17 protein-coding genes are annotated in these 18,340 nt (G+C 63.2%); 10 read left to right on the forward strand and 7 right to left on the reverse strand.

Annotation, left to right across the window (positions count from 1 at the left end; genetic code table 11):
* Window positions 1-18: 18 nt before the first annotated feature.
* Window positions 19-495 carry an Lrp/AsnC family transcriptional regulator gene (locus A8V01_RS18300; RefSeq protein ID WP_103097656.1) on the forward strand — a complete coding sequence of 159 codons (477 nt, stop codon included), beginning with the start codon at window positions 19-21 and terminating at the stop codon, window positions 493-495.
* Here the strand turns inward: A8V01_RS18300 and A8V01_RS18305 are convergent.
* Window positions 478-1,395 (reverse strand): DMT family transporter, encoded by a 918-nt coding sequence (locus A8V01_RS18305; protein ID WP_103097658.1) that lies wholly within the window; start codon window positions 1,393-1,395, stop codon window positions 478-480. The two genes, A8V01_RS18300 and A8V01_RS18305, sit on opposite strands and share 18 nt — an antisense overlap.
* A gap of 146 nt (window positions 1,396-1,541) precedes the next feature.
* Between A8V01_RS18305 and A8V01_RS18310 the strand changes: the two genes are divergently transcribed.
* From A8V01_RS18310 to A8V01_RS18330, 5 genes are all read left to right on the forward strand, one after another.
* Window positions 1,542-2,036, forward strand: a complete 495-nt coding sequence (locus A8V01_RS18310; protein WP_170065979.1) for an Lrp/AsnC family transcriptional regulator — start codon at window positions 1,542-1,544, stop codon at window positions 2,034-2,036.
* A gap of 89 nt (window positions 2,037-2,125) precedes the next feature.
* Window positions 2,126-3,829, forward strand: a complete 1,704-nt coding sequence (locus tag A8V01_RS18315; protein WP_103097901.1) for a M61 family metallopeptidase — start codon at window positions 2,126-2,128, stop codon at window positions 3,827-3,829.
* Between the two features lie 133 nt (window positions 3,830-3,962).
* A complete protein-coding gene (locus A8V01_RS18320; RefSeq protein ID WP_245892726.1) occupies window positions 3,963-4,670 on the forward strand; it encodes a murein L,D-transpeptidase catalytic domain family protein in 708 nt (235 codons plus the stop codon).
* Between the two features lie 74 nt (window positions 4,671-4,744).
* On the forward strand, window positions 4,745-5,383 hold the full coding sequence (locus A8V01_RS18325; protein ID WP_103097662.1) for a glutathione S-transferase family protein: 639 nt from the start codon (window positions 4,745-4,747) through the stop codon (window positions 5,381-5,383).
* Window positions 5,384-5,534: 151 nt separating this feature from the next.
* Complete coding sequence (locus A8V01_RS18330; protein WP_103097664.1) at window positions 5,535-7,580, forward strand: M13 family metallopeptidase; 2,046 nt, start codon at window positions 5,535-5,537, stop codon at window positions 7,578-7,580.
* 80 nt (window positions 7,581-7,660) lie between these two features.
* Here A8V01_RS18330 and A8V01_RS18335 read toward each other — a convergent pair whose 3' ends face one another.
* From A8V01_RS18335 to A8V01_RS18360, 6 genes are all read right to left on the reverse strand, one after another.
* Window positions 7,661-8,089, reverse strand: coding sequence for a nuclear transport factor 2 family protein (locus A8V01_RS18335; RefSeq protein ID WP_103097666.1), 429 nt, complete (start codon window positions 8,087-8,089; stop codon window positions 7,661-7,663).
* 75 nt (window positions 8,090-8,164) lie between these two features.
* Window positions 8,165-8,515, reverse strand: a complete 351-nt coding sequence (locus A8V01_RS18340) for a Rieske (2Fe-2S) protein (protein ID WP_103097669.1) — start codon at window positions 8,513-8,515, stop codon at window positions 8,165-8,167.
* Between the two features lie 23 nt (window positions 8,516-8,538).
* The gene (locus tag A8V01_RS18345) at window positions 8,539-9,546 is read right to left on the reverse strand and encodes an NADP-dependent oxidoreductase (protein WP_103097672.1); all 1,008 of its coding nucleotides are present in this window, start codon (window positions 9,544-9,546) and stop codon (window positions 8,539-8,541) included.
* Between the two features lie 154 nt (window positions 9,547-9,700).
* Window positions 9,701-10,321, reverse strand: coding sequence for an isochorismatase family protein (locus A8V01_RS18350; RefSeq protein WP_103097675.1), 621 nt, complete (start codon window positions 10,319-10,321; stop codon window positions 9,701-9,703).
* On the reverse strand, window positions 10,318-12,204 hold the full coding sequence (locus tag A8V01_RS18355) for a hydantoinase B/oxoprolinase family protein (protein WP_103097679.1): 1,887 nt from the start codon (window positions 12,202-12,204) through the stop codon (window positions 10,318-10,320). The genes A8V01_RS18350 and A8V01_RS18355 overlap by 4 nt, the downstream gene beginning before the upstream one ends.
* A gap of 13 nt (window positions 12,205-12,217) precedes the next feature.
* Window positions 12,218-14,266, reverse strand: a complete 2,049-nt coding sequence (locus A8V01_RS18360) for a hydantoinase/oxoprolinase family protein (protein WP_103097682.1) — start codon at window positions 14,264-14,266, stop codon at window positions 12,218-12,220.
* Window positions 14,267-14,533: 267 nt separating this feature from the next.
* Here A8V01_RS18360 and A8V01_RS28720 point away from each other — a divergent pair, with 267 nt between their 5' ends.
* The 4 genes from A8V01_RS28720 to A8V01_RS18375 all read left to right on the forward strand — a co-directional run bounded on the left by A8V01_RS28720 (window position 14,534) and on the right by A8V01_RS18375 (window position 18,334).
* Window positions 14,534-14,689, forward strand: coding sequence for a hypothetical protein (locus A8V01_RS28720; protein ID WP_170065980.1), 156 nt, complete (start codon window positions 14,534-14,536; stop codon window positions 14,687-14,689).
* A gap of 182 nt (window positions 14,690-14,871) precedes the next feature.
* Window positions 14,872-15,582, forward strand: coding sequence for a hypothetical protein (locus tag A8V01_RS18365; protein WP_103097684.1), 711 nt, complete (start codon window positions 14,872-14,874; stop codon window positions 15,580-15,582).
* A gap of 17 nt (window positions 15,583-15,599) precedes the next feature.
* On the forward strand, window positions 15,600-17,267 hold the full coding sequence (locus A8V01_RS18370) for a carbon-nitrogen hydrolase family protein (RefSeq protein WP_103097686.1): 1,668 nt from the start codon (window positions 15,600-15,602) through the stop codon (window positions 17,265-17,267).
* The gene (locus A8V01_RS18375) at window positions 17,264-18,334 is read left to right on the forward strand and encodes a class I SAM-dependent methyltransferase (RefSeq protein WP_103097689.1); all 1,071 of its coding nucleotides are present in this window, start codon (window positions 17,264-17,266) and stop codon (window positions 18,332-18,334) included. The genes A8V01_RS18370 and A8V01_RS18375 overlap by 4 nt, the downstream gene beginning before the upstream one ends.
* The last annotated feature ends 6 nt before the right edge of the window (window positions 18,335-18,340 follow it).

An 18,340-nucleotide genomic window follows, 5' to 3' on the forward strand; every position in this document is an offset into this window, starting at 1 on the left:
CAGGGATGGCGCATAATCATGGCGGAGGCACTTGACCGGCTGGATCTCAAGATCCTCGACCGGCTGCAGATCGATGCGTCGGAATCGTCAAGCGAGATCGCAGAACGGGTCGGCCTTTCGCAATCGCCCTGTTGGCGCCGCATCCAGCGGCTTAAGGAAGAAGGCTATATCAAGGCGCAGGTCGCCGTGCTGGATCGCGAAAAGTTCGGCGAAAGCATGTATATCTTCGCCCAGCTCAAGATGGGCCGCCTGAGCGACGAAGCCCGGGAAAGCTTCATCCGCGCGATCGAGGATATTCCCGAAATCACTGAGGCCTATACGCTTTTCGGCGAAATGGACGTGATGCTCAAAGTTCTGGCGCCCAGCATGGCATGGTATCAGAACTTCACCTTCCGCCGGCTCCTGCGCCTGCCGGGGGTGGAGGATATCCGCTCCACGGCGACATTGTCGGAGATGAAGTGCACACACCGGCTGCCGTTACCGTCGGCGCCCTGACAAGGCGAAACCCACGCCTACCAGCACGAAGCCGCCAAGTCCGGTAAGGCTTATCCGCTCCTCCAGCAGGCCGGCGGCGAACACCGTCCCGAAGACCGGCATCAGGTAGAAGAACAGCCCTGCGCGCCCCGATCCGATGAGCGCAACGCCCCTGTTGAACAGGAAGAATGCCAGAACCGAAGGGCCCAGCGCCAGATAGCCGAGCGCGGCCATCCCCTTCACATCGCCCAGCGGCAACGCGGTGCCCGCCGCGATCTGAAAGGGCAGCATGATCAATGCAGCAGCGGCGAATGACAGGAACAGGAAACTTGCCGGGTGGATCGGCGGGCGGCGGCGCAGCAAAGTCGCGTAACAGGACTGAGACAGCATCGCCCCCCCCGCCAGCAATGTCCCGGCGTTCAGCGCACCGCCGGCCCCCGGCTTGGCCAGAACCACGAAAAGCACCCCTGCCAGGGCAAAGGCCATGGCGCCAATCTGCTGCCTGCTCACGCGATCGCGAAACAGCAGGAACCCGAAGGCGACGATCGCGGTGGGCATGGCAGACTGGACAAGCAGCGCCGAAGTAGCATCAGTCTGACGCAGCGCGATGTAGGCCAGCGTGTTGCTGCCCGCCAGACCCAGCGCGGCCAGCAGAAACAGCGTAGGCCAGTTGCCGCGCAAAGCGGGAAGGTCCGCCTTCAGGTGCGGCAGCGCAAAGGGCAGCGCGATCGGCATGGCCAGCGCCCACCGCCAGAACGACAGGCTTACCGGCACCATCCCGGCAGGCAGGGCACGGCCAAGCACGAAGTTGCTCGCCCACAGCGATGCGGCCAGCGTGAGCAAAAGGTATGGGCGATTCCAGAGCCCGGGCGCAGCATCCGCCTGCGTCCCGGCCTGCAACCTGATCGTATCGACCGGCATGAAAGGGCTTTCGACAAAAGTGAACGCCCGTCATTTTATGCTGCAATGCACACAATGTCCGTGTGGATGGCCTGCGATTTTACGCCTTCAAGCACAGATGGCGCATTTTCATGGCATGTTTCGCATCAACGGTGCACAATGCTGCAATGCCACGTGACCTTGACAACTTCGATCTCAAAATCCTGGAATGCTGGCAGGAGCGGGGCGACATCGGCCCGGTAGAGATGAGCGAACTGGTTCACCTGTCCGCCTCCCAATGCTCCCGCCGGATGCAGCAACTGCGGATTGGCGGGTATGTGTCGCGCATTTCGGCCGTTCTTGACCGGGAAAAGCTGGACATCGGGGTCACTGCCTACATCATGGTGACCTTGCGCTCTCACGAAGCGGATTGGCTGGCCAAGTTCAACCGCCGCATCGACGCTCTTGCTGAAGTGCTGGAATGCCAATCCCTGACGGGTGAAGCAGATATCATTCTCAAAGTCGCCACGCGCGATCTTGCCACGTTCAACCGGTTGCTCGTCAACGAAATCCTTGCCGCGCCGGAAGTCGCGACTGCACGCTCAAGCATCGTGCTTGAAGACCTCAAGAGCACCACGGCGCTACCCACACGCTACGCACGGGACCGCTACAGTCGCGCATAAATGATGCTCGACACCCCGGCGCGGCGCCTCATTACGCGACGCCAATGCCGCGCGGCCTCGATACGATGGCTGGCAGGAGGATTATGACCATGCCCGATCGCCGCGTCGCCCTGTCCCTGCTCTGCGCCCTGCCTGCCGTGATTGTCGGAGCCTCGGCAAGCGCCGCGCCAGAGCCGAATCTGCGCGTAACGCTGGCGCCCGCCAGGCCCGATGCGGACCAGCATGTGCGCTACGTCGACGTCACGGTGACAGCCGAAGGCATGTCCGGGGCGCAAGGAGCTCCCCTGCTGCGCCTCCCCCTCGTCGCCAACACCGTGGTCACCAGCGGCGCGCAGATCACCGGCCTGACCATCAGCGACCGGCAAGGCACGATCGCCGCGCGTGTCGAGGACATCGACGAGGACGCTTCGAACCGCACACGTTTCTGGCGTGCGCCGCGCCAGATCGAAGGCACCGTCACAATACAGTACCGCGTTCCTGTCGATGCCGACGCCCCGCCTCTGGCACTGCCCCAGTATGAAATGCGCACCGAACTTGGCGGCTTTTCTGCGGCAGGCAACGCGTTCCTGATCCTGCCGGATGACAAGACGCCGCGCCGTGCCAGCGTGGAATGGAATTTCTCCGCCTATGGTCCGGGCGGCAAGGGCGTTTCCAGCCTTGGCGTAGGAAACGCCGCCAGCCGCACGGCTCTTCCGGCCGGCGACCTTTCCTCGATGTATTACATGGGCGGAAAGCCCGGTGTGCATCCTCCCGCTGCGGATGGCTTCTTCGCTGCATGGCAGGGCACACCGCCCTTTCCCATGACGCCGCTGATGGACTGGGCTTCGGACCTGCACCGATATTACGGCACTTTCTTCGGCTATGCCCCGCCCAGCTTCGGCGTGTTCGGCCGCACCAATCAGCGCAATCCCGGCAGCGGGATCGGCCTGACCGACAGTTTCGCCTTTACCTTCAACGACACTTCAAAACCGGCTGAACTGCGTTCATTGCTGGCGCACGAAATGCTGCACGCCTGGGTGAACTCGCTTGAAGCATCGATGGACGCGGCCGGAGGGCTGGACCGTTCGTGGTTCGGAGAGGGACTGGCGGTTCACTATCAGCGCCTGCTGCCATACCGCGCCGGCCTGATCACCGCAGAGGATTTCCTGTCCGACCTCAACGAAACGGCGGCGCGGTATTATACCAACATCAAGATCAACGTGCCCAATGCGGATATTCCGGCAGGGTTCTGGCGAGACACCCGCATCCGTGTGCTGCCTTATGATCGCGGCTCACTCTATTTTGCCGCCACCGATGCCGCTATCCGCCGTGCAAGCGGTGGCAAGCGTTCGCTCGACGACCTTGTGCGCACGATGCTGGCCGAACGGCGCGCTGGACGGCCGATGGACGAGGCGCTCTATCGCCGCCTGCTGAAAGCAGACCTTGGGGATGCAGGCATCGCCGCTTTCGAAGCTATGCTGAGGGGGCAAGTGGTACTGCCGCCCTCGGATGCGTTCGGCGCACAGTTTCGCCGCGTGGAAAAGCCGCTCAGGCGCTTTGACCTGGGGTTTGATCCCGCTTCGCTGCTGGCGCGCCCGAAGATCGTGAAGGGGCTTATTCCCGGATCAAATGCTCAGGCGGCGGGCCTGCGCGAAGGGGATGAAATCCTGAACACCTTCTCGCAAGACGGGCTGCAGGGTGATCAACAAGCGTTCCTGTCTCTGGAAGTGAAGCGCGGCGATGAAAAGCTCAGCTTGCGCTACCAACCGCGCGGCGAAACGGTTTCCGCTTATCAGTGGGAATCCGCACAATGACCGCTCAACCCTTGAAGATCCATACCAGTCGAAATGGCTGATAAGGATATATGCATACAATTGAACACTTTGAATTCAATTTATATGCATATAGCCGCTTCAATAAAACCTGCGGCGTTCCCATATGAAGATCATGTCACAGCATGATACGACCATAAATCGCAGGGCGATTATGCTGGCCGGCGCCGCTCTTGCGGTTGGTGCCTGCTCTCGCTCGTCTTCAACCCTGCGCTCCGCCACGCCACTCAGCGCGCCGACCTTGCCTCCGAAGGGGCGTCTGCCGAGCGTGCCCGCGATGGTACGCCAGGACGCCCCCAACGCCGTGTTCTCAACGGTCAGTCCGGCACTGCTTGGCAAGGCGCTTGCCTCGCTGGATCGCCATGGCAGCCGGATTAAACACCGCGACCGCATCGCGATCGTCGATTTCTCTGCCCCGTCATCGGACGCACGGCTGCATTTCCTCGACGTGGTCGGCGGCAAGGCGTCGCGACTTCTGGTAGCCCACGGATCAGGTTCAGACCCCCGCCATACGGGCTATCTGGAGCGGTTTTCCAACGCGTTCGGGTCCAATGCGTCGAGCGAGGGCGCTTATCTGACGCAGGACTATTACGTGGGCAAGCACGGCCGCTCGCAACGGCTTATTGGGCTGGACGCCACCAACAACAACGCTCTCGACCGCGCTGTGGTGGTGCACAGCGCCTGGTATGCCAACGAGGACATGATCAGGGCACACGGCAAGCTGGGCCGCAGCCAGGGTTGCTTCGCGGTGGGCGAGAACAAGCTGGACGATGTGTTTTCGTTTCTCGGCCAGGGCAGGATGATCTTCGCGGCACGATCCTGATCGCAGGAACCCGCAACCTTGCATTCGCCCGCTCGTTGGTTCCGACAGGCAATGCCCGCGGAGAATGCACAACGATGATCATCGTACACCACCTGGAAAACTCTCGCTCGCAACGCGTGTTGTGGATGCTGGAGGAACTCGGGATGCCTTACGAGGTCAGGCGCTATGAACGCGACCCGGCGACGATGCTGGCCCCACCTGAACTTCGCCGGATCCACCCGCTGGGCAAGGCGCCCGTCATCGTCGATCACGATCCTTCGGGCGCCGAACGCATCGTCGCCGAAACCGGTGCGATCGTTGAGTATCTTGTCGCGAAGGCGGACGGGCGACTTGGCAAGCCTTACGCAGACGACGCGGCGCTGCGCTACCGCTACTTCCTGCATTACGCGGAAGGTTCCCTGATGCCTCCGTTGCTGGTCAAGCTGGTCCTGGGTCGCATTCCGCTGCTGGGCAAGGCGGCGCAGAAAAAGCTGCAGCCGATGATCGACGTTCATCTGGACTTCGTGGAGCGCGAACTGAACGCAAGACCGTGGTTTACCGGCGACACCTTTACCGCGGCGGACATCATGATGAGCTTTCCCCTCGAAGCAGCCAAAGATCGTGGCGGCCTTGATATCGGGCGCCCCGCGACGCTGGCGTGGCTAGACAAGATTCACGCGCGGCCCGCATATCAGGCGGCGCTCGCAAAAGGCGGACCTTACCGATACGCCTGAATCCAGGATTCATTTAAGATCACTCTGCAGCCCTCTTCTTTTGTTGCGCTGCAGCGCAACTTTTCCGTAGGCGCAGGCCCCATCCGGCGCTAGTCAACCGGGCATGTCGTAACCGGCGAGGGTCCATCCTTCGCCGCGAAAGGATTGCCCGATGAAGACCCCCAGCAACTTCCTTGCCGCACTGCTGCTCTGCACAGCGCCCCTTGCCATCGCTGCGACCGAACCTGCGGGCATCAACGAAGCCGCGATGGACACCTCGGTGAAGCCGGGGGACGAGTTCTATCTCTTCGCCAACGGCGCCTGGCTTGCCAAGGCGCAAATTCCGGCCGACCGCAGCCGCATCGGCGCTCACACCGTCGCTGCCGACGAGACCGAACGACAGCAGACCGCCCTGATCCAGAAGATCATCGGCGCAAGGCAGAAGCCCGGCACGGACGAGGCGAAGATCGGCGATTACTGGCGCGCCTATCTGGATACGGCCACGATCGACAAGCTGGGCATAGCCCCGCTCAAGGCGGATCTAACGCGCTACGCCGCGATTGCGGACAAGGCCGCGCTGATCAAGGTGCTGGGCGGCCAGACCGAGGCTGACCTCGACCTGTTCAACAACAACAACGACATGGCCACCGAAAACCTCTTCGGCCTGTTCATCACTAAAGCGCTGAAAAGCGATGAGGTGGTGCCTTATCTGTTCCAAGGCGGCATCGCCCTGCCTGACCGGGAATATTACCTATCGGCCGAGCCGCGCATGGTCAGCATCAGGGCCGATTACCTGAAGTACATCGCCGATCTGCTGCGCCTATCCGGCATTGATCAGCCCGAAGCCCGCGCCGCGCGCATTCTCGCGCTGGAAAGCAAGATCGCACAGGCCCACCCGACCAAGGCCGACACTGCGGACTTTACGCAGGGCGGAACCCTTTGGACCCGCGCCGAGTTCGCCGCCAAGGCGCCGGGCATGGACTGGGACGCCTACTTCACCGCTGCCCACATGCCGAACCAGCAGACTTTCGACGTCTACAGCCCGTCCGCCATCACCGGGCTTGCCGCCCTCGTCGCGTCCGAACCGCTGGACGCCTGGAAGGACTGGCTGGCTTTCCATCGCATCAACGCCCAGACGGACGTGCTGCCCGGCAAGTTCGACGCCCTGCACTTCGCCTTCTTCGAAACCAACCTGTCTGGCACGCCGCAGCAGAAGACGCGAGAAAAGCGGGCGCTGGCGTCGATCAACGACGACCTCGGCATGCCCTTTGGCAAGCTCTATGTCCGTGAATATTTCCCGGCTTCCGCCAAGGCGCAGGTCGAAGACATGTCCAGCCGCATCAAGCATGCCTTCGCGCGCCGCATCGACGCGCTGGACTGGATGAGCCCGGAAACCCGCAAGGAAGCCAAAGCCAAGCTGGAAGGCATGGTCGTGGCGGTGGGCTACCCTGATGTATGGCCGGACACTTCGATGGTCGTCATCAAGCCGGGGCAGGCCTATGCCAACCGTATGTCCGCGATCCACGGCTACACGCTGCAGCAGATCGCCAAGCTCGGCAAGCCACAGGACCGGGGCGAATGGTGGATGACCCCGCAGCTGGTCAACGCCGTCAACCTGCCGGTGCAGAACGCGCTGAACTTCCCCGCTGCTATCCTGCAAAAGCCGTTCTTCGATCCCGCTGCAGACCTTGCTTCGAATTATGGTGCGATCGGCGCGGTGATCGGGCACGAGATCAGCCACAGCTTCGACGCCAGCGGCGCGGCGGTGGACGGCGACGGCCGCCTGCGCAACTGGTGGACGCAGGAAGACCTCGCCCACTTCGAAGCGCAGACGCAGGCGCTGGCAACGCAGTATGACGCCTACCAGCCGTTCCCCGACCTGCATCTGAACGGAAAGCTGGAACTGGGCGAAAACGGAGCCGACGTGGCCGGCCTTGCCGCCGCTTACGATGCCTACCGCGAAGCACTGGGCGGCAAGGAGCTGCCGGTGATCGATGGCTACACCGGCGATCAGCGCTTTTTCATTGCCTATGCCCAGAGCTGGGGCGACAAGACCCGCGAAGGCGCGCTGCGCCGCCAGGTCATCGGCAATCCGCATGCCCCCGGCCAGTACCGGGCGCTGACCGTCCGCAACATCGACGCCTGGTACAAGGCTTTCGACATCAAGCCGGGCGACAAGCTGTACCTGCCCCCCGAAAAGCGCGTAAAGCTGTGGTAAGCCGTTAGCAGACGGGGGTTCGGTAAGGCTCAGCCTGTCGAATCCCCGTCTGCACAGACTAATCCAGCGCGATTAGTCCTTTATACTCCGCGCGGTGCGTGCTGGCGGTGGATGTTACGGAACGAACGGCTCTGGAACAGCCACTTGCCGCCCACTTTCACGCAAGTATCCTCATATACGCCGCGATCGCGCATAGTGACGCCGTCCTGATCGTAGACTTCCGAGGTGTAGCTGCGCATCACCGCGCTTTCGCCGCTGATCTCGATCGAACCGGGCCATGCCTCGAACATGATGCCCGGATAAGCCTTCATCGCTTCCACCCACATGGCGACGATGGCCCGGCGGCCTTTCGTGGTTCCCAGTTCGGGATAGTCCGGCAGCGACCATTCCGCATCCTCGGCCCAAGTCGCGCCCCATGCATCGGCATCGTGGCGCGTCACCGCATCGGCATAAGTCTCCAGCAGCTCGCGAATGGCGAGGCGGTCCTCGAAGGGGCCGGTGAAGGGCATTTCGGCATTCTCCCGTTTCGTTTCGGAAGGATGCTAGCCCCTGTCCCGGCGGGCGAAACTATGCCTTGTGCGAGTTCATGCCGTTACGGGCCTTTCGTTCGGGCCAGGAGCCTCGTCAGGCACCGCGACCTCGATCATTCCGCCTTCGATCCGCAGCGCAAAGACGCGCAAGTCCGCATAGGCGCCGCCGATGCACCGTCCTGTCGCCGCCTCGAAGCGGGCGCCGTGCAAGGGGCACATGATCGCGCCGCGGCGCACCCGGCCGGGCGACAGTAAAGCCGCCTGATGGGTGCAGCGGTCGTTCACGGCGCGAAAGCCGTCCTCGACCCTGATTATCAGCACGCTCCAGCCGCGCAGGAGGATCGCGGCCTTGCCCTCTTCGGGAAAGTCGGCCTCGGCGATGACGGGGTGGTAGGTTTCGCTCATGGTAGCCATCGTTTTTCCGGATCTCAGATGCGGACCAGCGTCTTGCCGATGGTGCGGCCAGACATGAGGTCGATGAAAGCGGCGGGCAGGTTCTCGAACCCGTCGCGCAAATTGGCCAGCGGGCGCAGCTTGCCTGCCGCCACCCACTGGTCCAGTTCCGCCTGCGCCTCTGCCAGCACGTGCGGATAGTCGTAAGTGATGAAGCCCTGCATCCTGATGCGGTTCACCACCAGCTGCCACAGCGTCCTGACGCCGTAAGGGTGATCTGCATCATTGTACTGCCCGATCATGCCGCAGACAGCGACGCGCCCGTGCAGCCTCATGAGCGGCAGGATCGCTTCCAGCATCTCTCCGCCAACGTTGTCGAAATAGACATCCACGCCATCGGGTGCATGCCGGGCGACTTCCACGGCGATATCAGGCGTCGCGCGATAGTCGATCGCGGCATCGAAGCCGAGTTCACGGATCACGTCTGCCTTTTGCGCGGACCCGACGATGCCGATGACCCTGCATCCCCGCGCCTTCGCGATCTGGCCCACGGTGGAACCGGTCGCGCCTGCCGCAGCGCTGACCAGCACGGTTTCGCCTGCCTTGGCCTCGCCCACGGCGAACAGGCCGACCCATGCGGTCAGGCCGACCGGGCCCAGCGCGCCCATGTAATGATGCAGGTCGGTCCCCGGCTGCTGTTCGACCTTCTCCAGCCCCCAGCTGTCGCCCGACAGGATGAAATGGTCCTGCCAGGTCGCAAAGGCCCGGACCAGAGTGCCGACCGGATAGTCAGGGTTGCGGGACGCCACGACCTCTCCCAGCGACATCCCGTTGATCGGCGCGCCCAGCGCAACGGGTTCGATGTAGCTGGGCCGATCGTCAAGGAAACCGCGAATCGCCGGGTCCACCGACCCGACCCGCATCGCCACCAGAAACTCACCGTCACCCGGTTCCGGCATTTCCGCTTGTGCAAGCTGGAAATCTTCAGGCACGGGCATTCCTTCCGGACGCCGCGCCAGCAATATCTGTCTTACCTTTCCCATGCCCCTTGCTTAACCCCGCAGGGGCCAAGCGGAAGGCTGGCCTAAACGCTAGGTGCCCGTTCTCTCTGCCTAATTCCTGCCGCCTGAGGCAGAAACAACAAAGGCACAGCCATCGGCCGTGCCTTTGCATATGCTTTCGTTCAAACGGACAGGCTCAGCCCATCAGGGCGATCGCCTGCTGTTCACTGAGCACTTCGGCGTACTTCTTCGACAAGTCAAACAGGTTCGCTTCATGCGGGCGCTCGTCCCGATCACCGCAGGCATCGGCTACTACCAGAGGCACGAAGCCGTTCTGCAGGGCATCCAATGCCGAAGCGCGAACACAGCCTGATGTTGAGAAGCCGGTGATGAACAGGCTGTCCACCCCCATACTGGTCAGCGTCGCCGCCAGCGAAGTGCCGAAGAACGAAGAGGCATACTGCTTCGTCACGACCACTTCATCCGCACGCGGCTGAAGCGTGTCCGGGAAGGCGCCCAGCGCAGAACCTTCAAGGAAAGCCTCCAACGCGGGCACCTTCTTGTAGAACAAGCCGCCGTCCACACCACCCGCGCGATAGACGACGTTGGTGAAGATCACCGGCACGCCCGCCTTGCGCGCCGCTTCGGTCAGGCGCTCACACGAGGCGAGCGCGGTCTCGAAACGAGGCGAATAGAGCGGCTGGCCGGGCGTGAGATAGGCCACAACCACGTCCACCAGCAAGAGCGCCGGCTTCTTGCCAGGCTGCAATGCCCCGCCGAAGCCGCCACGGTTGTAGTCGTCGAGCAGGTCGGTCATTCCGCAGCCTCGGCCAGTTCCACTTCGTCGCGGTTCCACTTGGGCGCGGTCGGTGCAGGCAGGCCGGTTTCGGCCAGGCAGTTCTTGCGCAGCGTTTCGATGTCAGGGCCAAAGTCGAACACGCCGATCTCGCCGCGATCGCTGCGCAGCTTGTCGCGCAGAGCCTTGGTAGCGGCTTCATCGACTGCGCCGTCGACGATGACTACACCGTAGTCCTTCGCACCCTCGACGGTAACGAGGCCCTGCCCGATTTCCTTGAGCACCAGTGCCGGATCGCGATCCAGCGGGTCGCCCCAGCCGCCGCCGCCCCAGGTGATGAAGTGCAGCACGTCACCCGCCTCGACCGGGTAGTCTTCCAGCTTGTTGCCGACGACGATCTCGGTGCCGTCGGCCTTCACCAGCAGCTTGCGCGCGCGCTTGCCCGGATGGCCGCCGTTGACACCCCAGGGCGGTACGAACCAGCGGTCGTCGTGGATTGCGATCACGCCCGGCTCCAGGAAGCGGTAGACCATGTTGATGCCGTTGCCGCCACGATGCAGGCCCGCGCCGCCCGAATCCGGCACCGTCTCGTACTTCTCGATGACGAGCGGGAAGTAACGTTCAAGAAACTCGTTCGGAACGTTGGTAAAGCCGGGGAACAGCGAGTGCCCATCCGGTCCGTCACCCAGCGGACGACCGGGAATGCCACCGAAGCCGATCTGGAACAGCTGGAACCACTTGCCGGCCTTGTCGGTGCCTGCGTAGAACAGGTGCGGCGACGACGAGAAGCCGGCGGCGTTGAGGAATTCCGGGGTCTTCTGGCCGAGCAGGCCGCCCAGAATGTCAAACAGGCGACCCAGCACGTGGGTACGGCCCGAAAGCGCGGCCGGGAACTTGGGCTTCAGCAGCGAGCCTTCCGGGATACGCACGTCGATCAGCGGATAGTAGCCGTCGTTGAACAGGATCTGCGGATCGAAGACCATGATCATGTAGATGCCGAAGAACATGCGCATCATGTTCTCGTTCAGGAACATGTTGATCGATGCCTGGCTCTGCGGATCGGTGCCATCGAAGTCGAGGACGACGCGGCCATTCTCGCGCCACATCGTGCACTTGATCTTGTATGGCCCGAAGCCCATACCGTCGTCGCAGATGTAGTCTTCGAAGCTGACCTTTTCCTCGCCGATCGAACTGGCGATCAGCTGCTGCATAGCGCGGTAGTTGCGGTCAAGCAGCAGGTCCGTGGCCGAAACGAACACGTCATCGCCAAAGCGCTCGGCCATTTCCACTACGCGGTGCGCGGCGACGCGGCACGATGCGATCAGCGCGTTGAGGTCCGCCTTGCACCACGCCGGGGTGCGCGACTGGTGCATGACCAGCTTGATCAGGTCCTCGTTGTATTCACCCTTCTTCCAGATCTTGACGGGCGGGATGCGCACGCCTTCCTGGAAGATCTCGGTGGCGTGGATCGGCATAGAGCCGGGGACCATGCCGCCGATGTCGCTCTGGTGCCCGAACATCGAGGTATAGGCGATCAGGCGGCCGTCCTTGAACACGGGCAGCAGCACGAGCCAGTCGTTGCAGTGGCTGATCGCACCACCGACCGAGTAAGGGTCGGACAGGAAGATCATGTCGCCGTCTTCGACCGTACCGTCGAACCCGTCGAGGAACGGGCCGATGTAGGAGCCGAACTGGCCCACGATCATGCGGCCCTGATGGTCCGCGATCAGCGGGAAGGCGTCACCCTGTTCGCGGATGCCGGGCGACATGGCGGTGCGCACCAGCGTGGCGTCCATCTCTACGCGCGCGTTACGCAGCGCGTTCTCGATGACTTCGAGGGTGACGGGGTCGATATCGACCTTGTTGAAGGGCGTTTCGTTAGCCTGGATGATACGTGCGGGCATTGTTTCTCTCCCCTCAGGCCAGGTTGATCAGGATGTTGCCGACCGCATCGACGGTACCGACACAGTCGCCTTCGATGAGCGTGGTCGAGTCCATCTCGGTGACGATGGCCGGGCCCTTGATCACATCGCCAGCGCGCAGCTTGGCGCGGTCGTAGATTGCGGCAGGGGCCATGGCACCGTTGAACCACAGTTCGTGGTCGCGCACCTTGGCGTCGACCGGATCGCCGTTGCCTTCGGGCAGACGCAGCGCTTCCAGTTCAAGCAGCGGCCCGAGCGCCACGGCGCGCAGGTTCACCAGTTCATGCTCGGTGTCCATGTTGAACGTGAACAGACGCTCATGCTCTGCATCGAAGCGTGCCTTCACACCAGCCAGACCATCGGCCTTGAGAACTTCGGGGCTGATCGAGAGCGGCACTTCGAAGGCCTGGCCTTCGTAACGCACGTCGAGTTCGAACTGCACGGTGACGTCAGCATCCGCGATGCCTTCGGCCGTCAGTTCCTTCGTGGTCTGCGCGGCCATCTCTTCCAGCAGGGCGATGACTTCGGCTTCCTGCGTTTCCGAGAAGCGCTTGGAGAAAGAGCGCGCCGTTTCAGTGCGCATGCGCGTGGTCGCATCGCCCAGCGCGCAGAGCACGCCCGGAGAAACGGGCGAAACCGCAGGCCACGAACCCATTAGCTTGGCGACGGCGTTGACGTGGAGCGGACCGGCTCCGCCAAAGCCCATCACCGCGAAGTGGCGCGGATCGTAGCCCTGCTGCACCGAGATCATGCGCAGCGCGCCGAACATGTTCTCATTGACGATATCAATAATGCCGCGCGCTGCTTCCATCAGGCCGATGCCCAGCTTGTCGGCGATGGTCTGCACCGCCGCCTTGGCGCCTTCGCGATCAAGCTTGAAGGTGCCGCCCAGGAGGTTCTCGGGCAGGTAGCCGAGCACCACGTTGGCGTCGGTCACGGTCGGCAGGGTGCCGCCCTTGCCGTAAGCCACCGGCCCCGGAACCGCACCCGCCGATTGCGGGCCGACGCGCAGCGCACCGGTCAGTTCGGGCACATAGGCAATCGAACCGCCACCAGCACCAACCGTCTTCACGTCCAGCGCCGAGGCACGAACAGAGAGGTGGCCGACTTCGGTGGTACGCACGCGGCGCGCCTCCAGGTTCTCGATCAGCGCGACGTCCGTGGAGGTGCCGCCGACGTCGAGCGTCAGGATGTTCTTGATCCCGGCATTCTTGCCAACCCACAGCGCGCCCGTGACGCCGCCTGCAGGGCCGGACATCAGCAGTGCGACCGGCTGCTCTTCCGATTTTTCGGACGACATGAGGCCGCCGTCAGAACGCAGTAGCGAAAGCGAACCCGCCATGCCGCCGCCGCGCAGATTGTCGCGCAAGTTGCGCACGTACTTGCCCACGACCGGACGCACGGCCGCGTTGGCCACGGTGGTCAGGGTACGTTCGTATTCCTGCATTTCCGGCAGGACAAGGTGGCTGAGGGAGATCGGCACTTCGGGCATGATCTCTGCCGCCAGTTCCGCGACGCGCTTTTCGTGCGCGCCGTTGAGATAGCCGTTCATCAGGCTGACGGTGAGCGCTTCGACGCCCTGCGCCTTCAGCTTTTCAAGGGCGGCGCGAATGCCGGCTTCGTCGATCGGGCGGATTTCGTTGCCCTGGGCGTCGATGCGACCGGCGATTTCCACCGTATCCTCAAGCGCGGCGAGCGGTTCAGGCTTGGGCCACACGATCCAGCCTGCAAGGCCGCCGGGCACGAACGAGCGGGCGATCTGCATGACCTGCCCGTAACCCTCGGTCACGACAAGACCGACGCGCGACCCCTTGCCTTCGAGCACCGCATTGGTCGCGACGGTCGTGCCGTGGAGGAAGTACTCGATATCCGCAGGCGTGATTCCCGCCTTCTCGCAGATCGCGCCAAGGCCGTTCAGGATGCCTTCCGAGCTGTCATGCGGGGTGGAGGGCGTCTTGTGGCGCCAGAACGAGCCATTCTTCTGATCGAGCAGCAAAAGGTCGGTAAACGTCCCACCGACGTCCACCCCCAGGCGATAAGTCATGAACCCAATCTCCGTTAGATTGATATCTAGCAAGCATCGCGAAGCCCGCAATGACAGACCGGTGCCCCCGAATGATCGGCAGGTGGAGAGAGCTTCCCGCACTGCGGAACGATACATTGCGCAGCGCCGTTCCACCCGATTTTCGAAGGCTTGTTGAGATTACCGCTCAATACAGTTTCAGACAGATTGGTGCAGATGCGGCAAAATCCTGCGACACTGCGCAGTCATATCGGCCCCATCGACAGCCTCTGATGGACGACGCCGAACATGACACGCCTGCTTCCCGCCTTTGCCGCCCTTGCCATGTCTTCAGCCCTCCTCAGCAGCGTCGCCGCGACAGCATTGCCCCCTGCGCCCCCTGTCATCGGCGCGGAAAACCCGGTGTTCCTCGGCCGCATGATCGTCACCGCCACCCCGCTCTGACACGGCAACAGGCAATACCTTCATTGCCCGCCAGTCGATAAATCCTCGATTGGTGAATAGAGGCAGCGGCGTCGATTTGCCGTTCGCCAAGGCTGAGGCAGCCTCCACGTCGAACTCCGAAGCAATGGCCCCGGACCCAATCATGCGGGCCGGCCATCCGGACCGACAGAGAGGTACATCGAATGCCCCTTACCCGCACCACCGGCAGCTACGTTATGGGCCCCAGCGACGACCGCTCGAAGTGGGTCGAATGGGAAAACTTCATCGTCACCACCAATCCGGACGGCACCCATACCGCGCAGTCGATGACGCGCTTTCCCGGCACTTCGCTGGTGCGCCACGTCACCCAGACGGTCAACGCCGCTTTCATGCCAATGGACGGCCATCTGCGCCTGTTCGTGGGCAACGAATTCCAGGGCGTGCTGGTGCGCCGCGTGGTGGGCGATGAGGTCACATCGCTGCTCATCGCGCCGGACGGCAGCCCGATCGAACAGGCCCAGCTCCCCGGCGGCGGCGACCTTGTTCTGGGCTATCACCCCACCGTTGTCGAAGGCTGGAAGTTTACCCAGTGCGACCGCACAGTGGAAGGCACCCAGCATGTGCGCATCCTCACCACATCGGCCACCTGGAACGGTGGCCAGATGACGCACGGCAAGGAAGTGACGCTGGCCATCGAATATATCGGTGAAGAGGAAATCGAAGTCCCCGCCGGCAAGTTCGTCTGCGATCACTACCTCTGGCACACCGGCGCCATCGATGCAGACATCGAAGTCTGGACGACAGGGCAGGATCGCATCTGCGCAAGGGTAATCGGCCACGCCAAGGGCGTGACTTACGAACTGGCCGAATTCGACCAGAAAACATTCGGCGACACCCTCGAATTCGATTTCTGATCCGAAAGGCACACTTGATGCTCAGGGTAGCCACGGCACAGTTCGAAACCGGCAAGGACACCGGCCGCGTTCTTGCAGACATCCTGCGCCTTGCCGACGAGGCAGCGGCGGGCGGGGCAAGGCTGGTCCACTTTCAGGAATGCTGCAACTACCCCACGTCCTACTCCGATCGTGAACACGCCTGGCGCGAAGCGGTCACCCTTGACGGGCCGCTGATCACCGCGATCCGCGCCAAGGCGCGCGAACATAGCCTTTTCATTGGTTTCAACGCCGCAGTGCGCGGACCATTCCCCAAGGCGTGGATGGTCAACCACCTGATCGGCCCTGACGGCGAATACATCGGCTCCAACAAGAAGCAGGTGCTGATGTGGATCGAGCGCGACGCCTTCTTCCCCTCGGACGAGGACGGGCGGGTCTACGACACCGCGATCGGGCGCATCGGCATGATATCCTGCATGGACGGGCTGGTGCCTGAAACTTCGCGCACGATGGCGTGCCTGGGTGCGGACATCGTGCTGAACTCGCTCTGCTCGAACGGTGTGGACGAGGCGAACCTGCATATTCCGGCGCGCGCGGCAGAGAACGGCTACTTCATGATCTCCGCCAACCGGGTGGGGGACATGGTCAAGGGACAGGATCTGCAGGATCTGATCGATGCGGCGGGCATGACACGCGACTTCGTGAAGGGTGCAGGCGAAAGCCAGATCGTCGGCCCGGACGGTGTCCCTCTGGCCCGCGCGACGCATGATGACGTAGGGCTGGTCTTCGCCGACATCGATCTGTCAAAGCTTGAACGCGAAGAGCGCATGGCGCGGCGGCGGCCCGAACTCTACGCCCTGATGGGGGAAGAGAACACCACGCTGGCAGCCCTTACCGAAGGCCGCGCTCCCGCCGGGAAGGTGGCGCTGACGACCATCGTACCGGACGGCGCCACTTTCGATGAACGGCTGGCGCAGGCCATCGCGATGATCGCGGCGGCGCCTGCGGGTCTGGCAGTGCTTCCCGAATTCTTTGCATGGGATTTCGGGGATGATGCCCGCCTCGACGAAGCGACCACAGCGCTCGTCGAAACCGCAGCCCTAGCGGGCACCTACATCGTCGCCGGATTGCCTGGGCGCGAGGGCGGCAAGCGCGTCAACCGCGCCGTCCTCTACGGACCCGAAGGCGTGATCGGTGAGTACCGCCAAATCCACGACGATCCCGCGTCAGACGAGATGGTGCTCGGCGATCGCCTTCCGGTGTTCGATCTGCCTTTCGGCCGCATCGGGCTGCTGCTGGGCGAAGACCTGCTGTTTCCCGAAGCCGCCCGCGTGCTGGCCCGCAAGGGCGTGGACCTGATCGCCTGCCCTGCCGCCTGGCGCACGGACTGGCACCACGAACTCATGCTCACCGCACGGTCGGCCGAGAACCACGTCACCATCGTCAGCGCATCGCGCGCGGACGCCTCCTGCCCCAAGCCCGGCACCGTCTGCACCACGCCACCGGAATACCGCTTTCCGCAGACCAAGCAAGTCAACGCACCCGACCGCCACATGGCGCCCTCGATCACCGGCGTGTTCACCGTAGAGATCGATCTTGCCCCTAACCGCGACAAGCGGCTGATGGGCGCAACCGACCTCATCATGGACACGCGCCCGGAACTCTATGGTGCGATTCTTGCGCTGCGCGAAAGCATCCCGGCGTGAGCCGCCCCCCCATTGGCACCTTGCGCGGTGCGGCCAGCCTCGACGATGAAAGCTACGTCGATTTCGTGGAGGGGATGCGCGCCTTCAACCTTTCACGCATGGTGCCGCGTCTGGTCGGGGCGGGTGATGCAATCGGTGCAACGATGGAGACTCAGTCCCCCCGCCCCCGCGTGCAGGACCTGTTCAACGCGCTTGACCATGCGCCCGCCGCCCAGATGGCGCGGCGCATGATGCGATCGACCCAGATGATGATGTGGCGCGGCACCGGCGATACCTATCGCCGCATCGCAGGCGAACTGGAAGGCTGGCTGGAGCACGCCGAGTCGGCCGCGCCTCACCTGCTGCGGATCGACCCGGACTTTGCCTATCCCGAATACTTCCGCGCGCAGGACATTCACCTGCAGCCGGGCAACTATCACGACGACCCGCTTGCCGGGTTCGTGTTTCACTATGGCTCCAAGGTGTTCTTCACCGGCGGCAACGATGATGACCGGCTGCACAACGTCATGGCCACCTGGTGCCCGATCGAAGGTGCGCCGGAACGCATCGTCGACTTTGGCTGCGGCGTCGGCCAGTCCACCACCGCCTTCAAGCTGCGCTTCCCTGAGGCCGAAGTCCACGGCATCGATCTTGCTGCGCCGATGCTGCGATATGGCCATGCCCGCGCGCACGAGTTGGGGATCGAGGTCCACTTCAGCCAAGCCGACGCCTCCGCCCTAGAATTCGCGGATGACAGCGTCGACGCAGCGCTGGCGATGATCCTGTTCCACGAACTGCCGCGCGAAGTGGCCGAAGCCGTCGTGAAAGAGGCCGCGCGCATCCTGAAGCCCGGCGGCACCTTCACTATCATCGATTTCCCGCACATTCCTGTCGATGAACTCAGCGGCCGCCACTGCATGCGCCTGTTCGACAGCTGGTATAACGGCGAGCCTTACGCCCCCGCCTTCGTCCATTCCGACTTCACCGCGCTGCTCCAGGCCCACTTCGACGACGTCGATCCCGATTATCGCCCTGCCGCCACCTCCACCGGGGCGCTGCAGATCCGCGTTTGCAGGAAATCCGCATGAGGCCCG

The organism is Novosphingobium guangzhouense (genome assembly GCF_002896965.1).
In the GTDB taxonomy this organism is placed as follows: Bacteria; Pseudomonadota; Alphaproteobacteria; order Sphingomonadales; family Sphingomonadaceae; genus Novosphingobium; species Novosphingobium guangzhouense.

Bases quoted from the DNA above. Each gene is read 5' to 3' on its own strand.
- A8V01_RS18300 (WP_103097656.1), top strand. From the start codon at position 19: ATGGCGGAGGCACTTGACCGGCTGGATCTCAAGATCCTCGACCGGCTG.
- A8V01_RS18310 (WP_170065979.1), top strand. From the start codon at position 1,542: ATGCCACGTGACCTTGACAACTTCGATCTCAAAATCCTGGAATGCTGG.
- A8V01_RS18345 (WP_103097672.1), bottom strand. From the start codon at position 9,546: ATGGGAAAGGTAAGACAGATATTGCTGGCGCGGCGTCCGGAAGGAATG.
- A8V01_RS18360 (WP_103097682.1), bottom strand. From the start codon at position 14,266: ATGACTTATCGCCTGGGGGTGGACGTCGGTGGGACGTTTACCGACCTT.
- A8V01_RS18320 (WP_245892726.1), top strand. From the start codon at position 3,963: ATGTCACAGCATGATACGACCATAAATCGCAGGGCGATTATGCTGGCC.
- A8V01_RS28720 (WP_170065980.1), top strand. From the start codon at position 14,534: ATGACACGCCTGCTTCCCGCCTTTGCCGCCCTTGCCATGTCTTCAGCC.
- A8V01_RS18350 (WP_103097675.1), bottom strand. From the start codon at position 10,321: ATGACCGACCTGCTCGACGACTACAACCGTGGCGGCTTCGGCGGGGCA.
- A8V01_RS18365 (WP_103097684.1), top strand. From the start codon at position 14,872: ATGCCCCTTACCCGCACCACCGGCAGCTACGTTATGGGCCCCAGCGAC.
- A8V01_RS18305 (WP_103097658.1), bottom strand. From the start codon at position 1,395: ATGCCGGTCGATACGATCAGGTTGCAGGCCGGGACGCAGGCGGATGCT.
- A8V01_RS18325 (WP_103097662.1), top strand. From the start codon at position 4,745: ATGATCATCGTACACCACCTGGAAAACTCTCGCTCGCAACGCGTGTTG.
- A8V01_RS18335 (WP_103097666.1), bottom strand. From the start codon at position 8,089: ATGCCCTTCACCGGCCCCTTCGAGGACCGCCTCGCCATTCGCGAGCTG.
- A8V01_RS18355 (WP_103097679.1), bottom strand. From the start codon at position 12,204: ATGCCCGCACGTATCATCCAGGCTAACGAAACGCCCTTCAACAAGGTC.
- A8V01_RS18340 (WP_103097669.1), bottom strand. From the start codon at position 8,515: ATGAGCGAAACCTACCACCCCGTCATCGCCGAGGCCGACTTTCCCGAA.
- A8V01_RS18330 (WP_103097664.1), top strand. From the start codon at position 5,535: ATGAAGACCCCCAGCAACTTCCTTGCCGCACTGCTGCTCTGCACAGCG.
- A8V01_RS18370 (WP_103097686.1), top strand. From the start codon at position 15,600: ATGCTCAGGGTAGCCACGGCACAGTTCGAAACCGGCAAGGACACCGGC.
- A8V01_RS18315 (WP_103097901.1), top strand. From the start codon at position 2,126: ATGCCCGATCGCCGCGTCGCCCTGTCCCTGCTCTGCGCCCTGCCTGCC.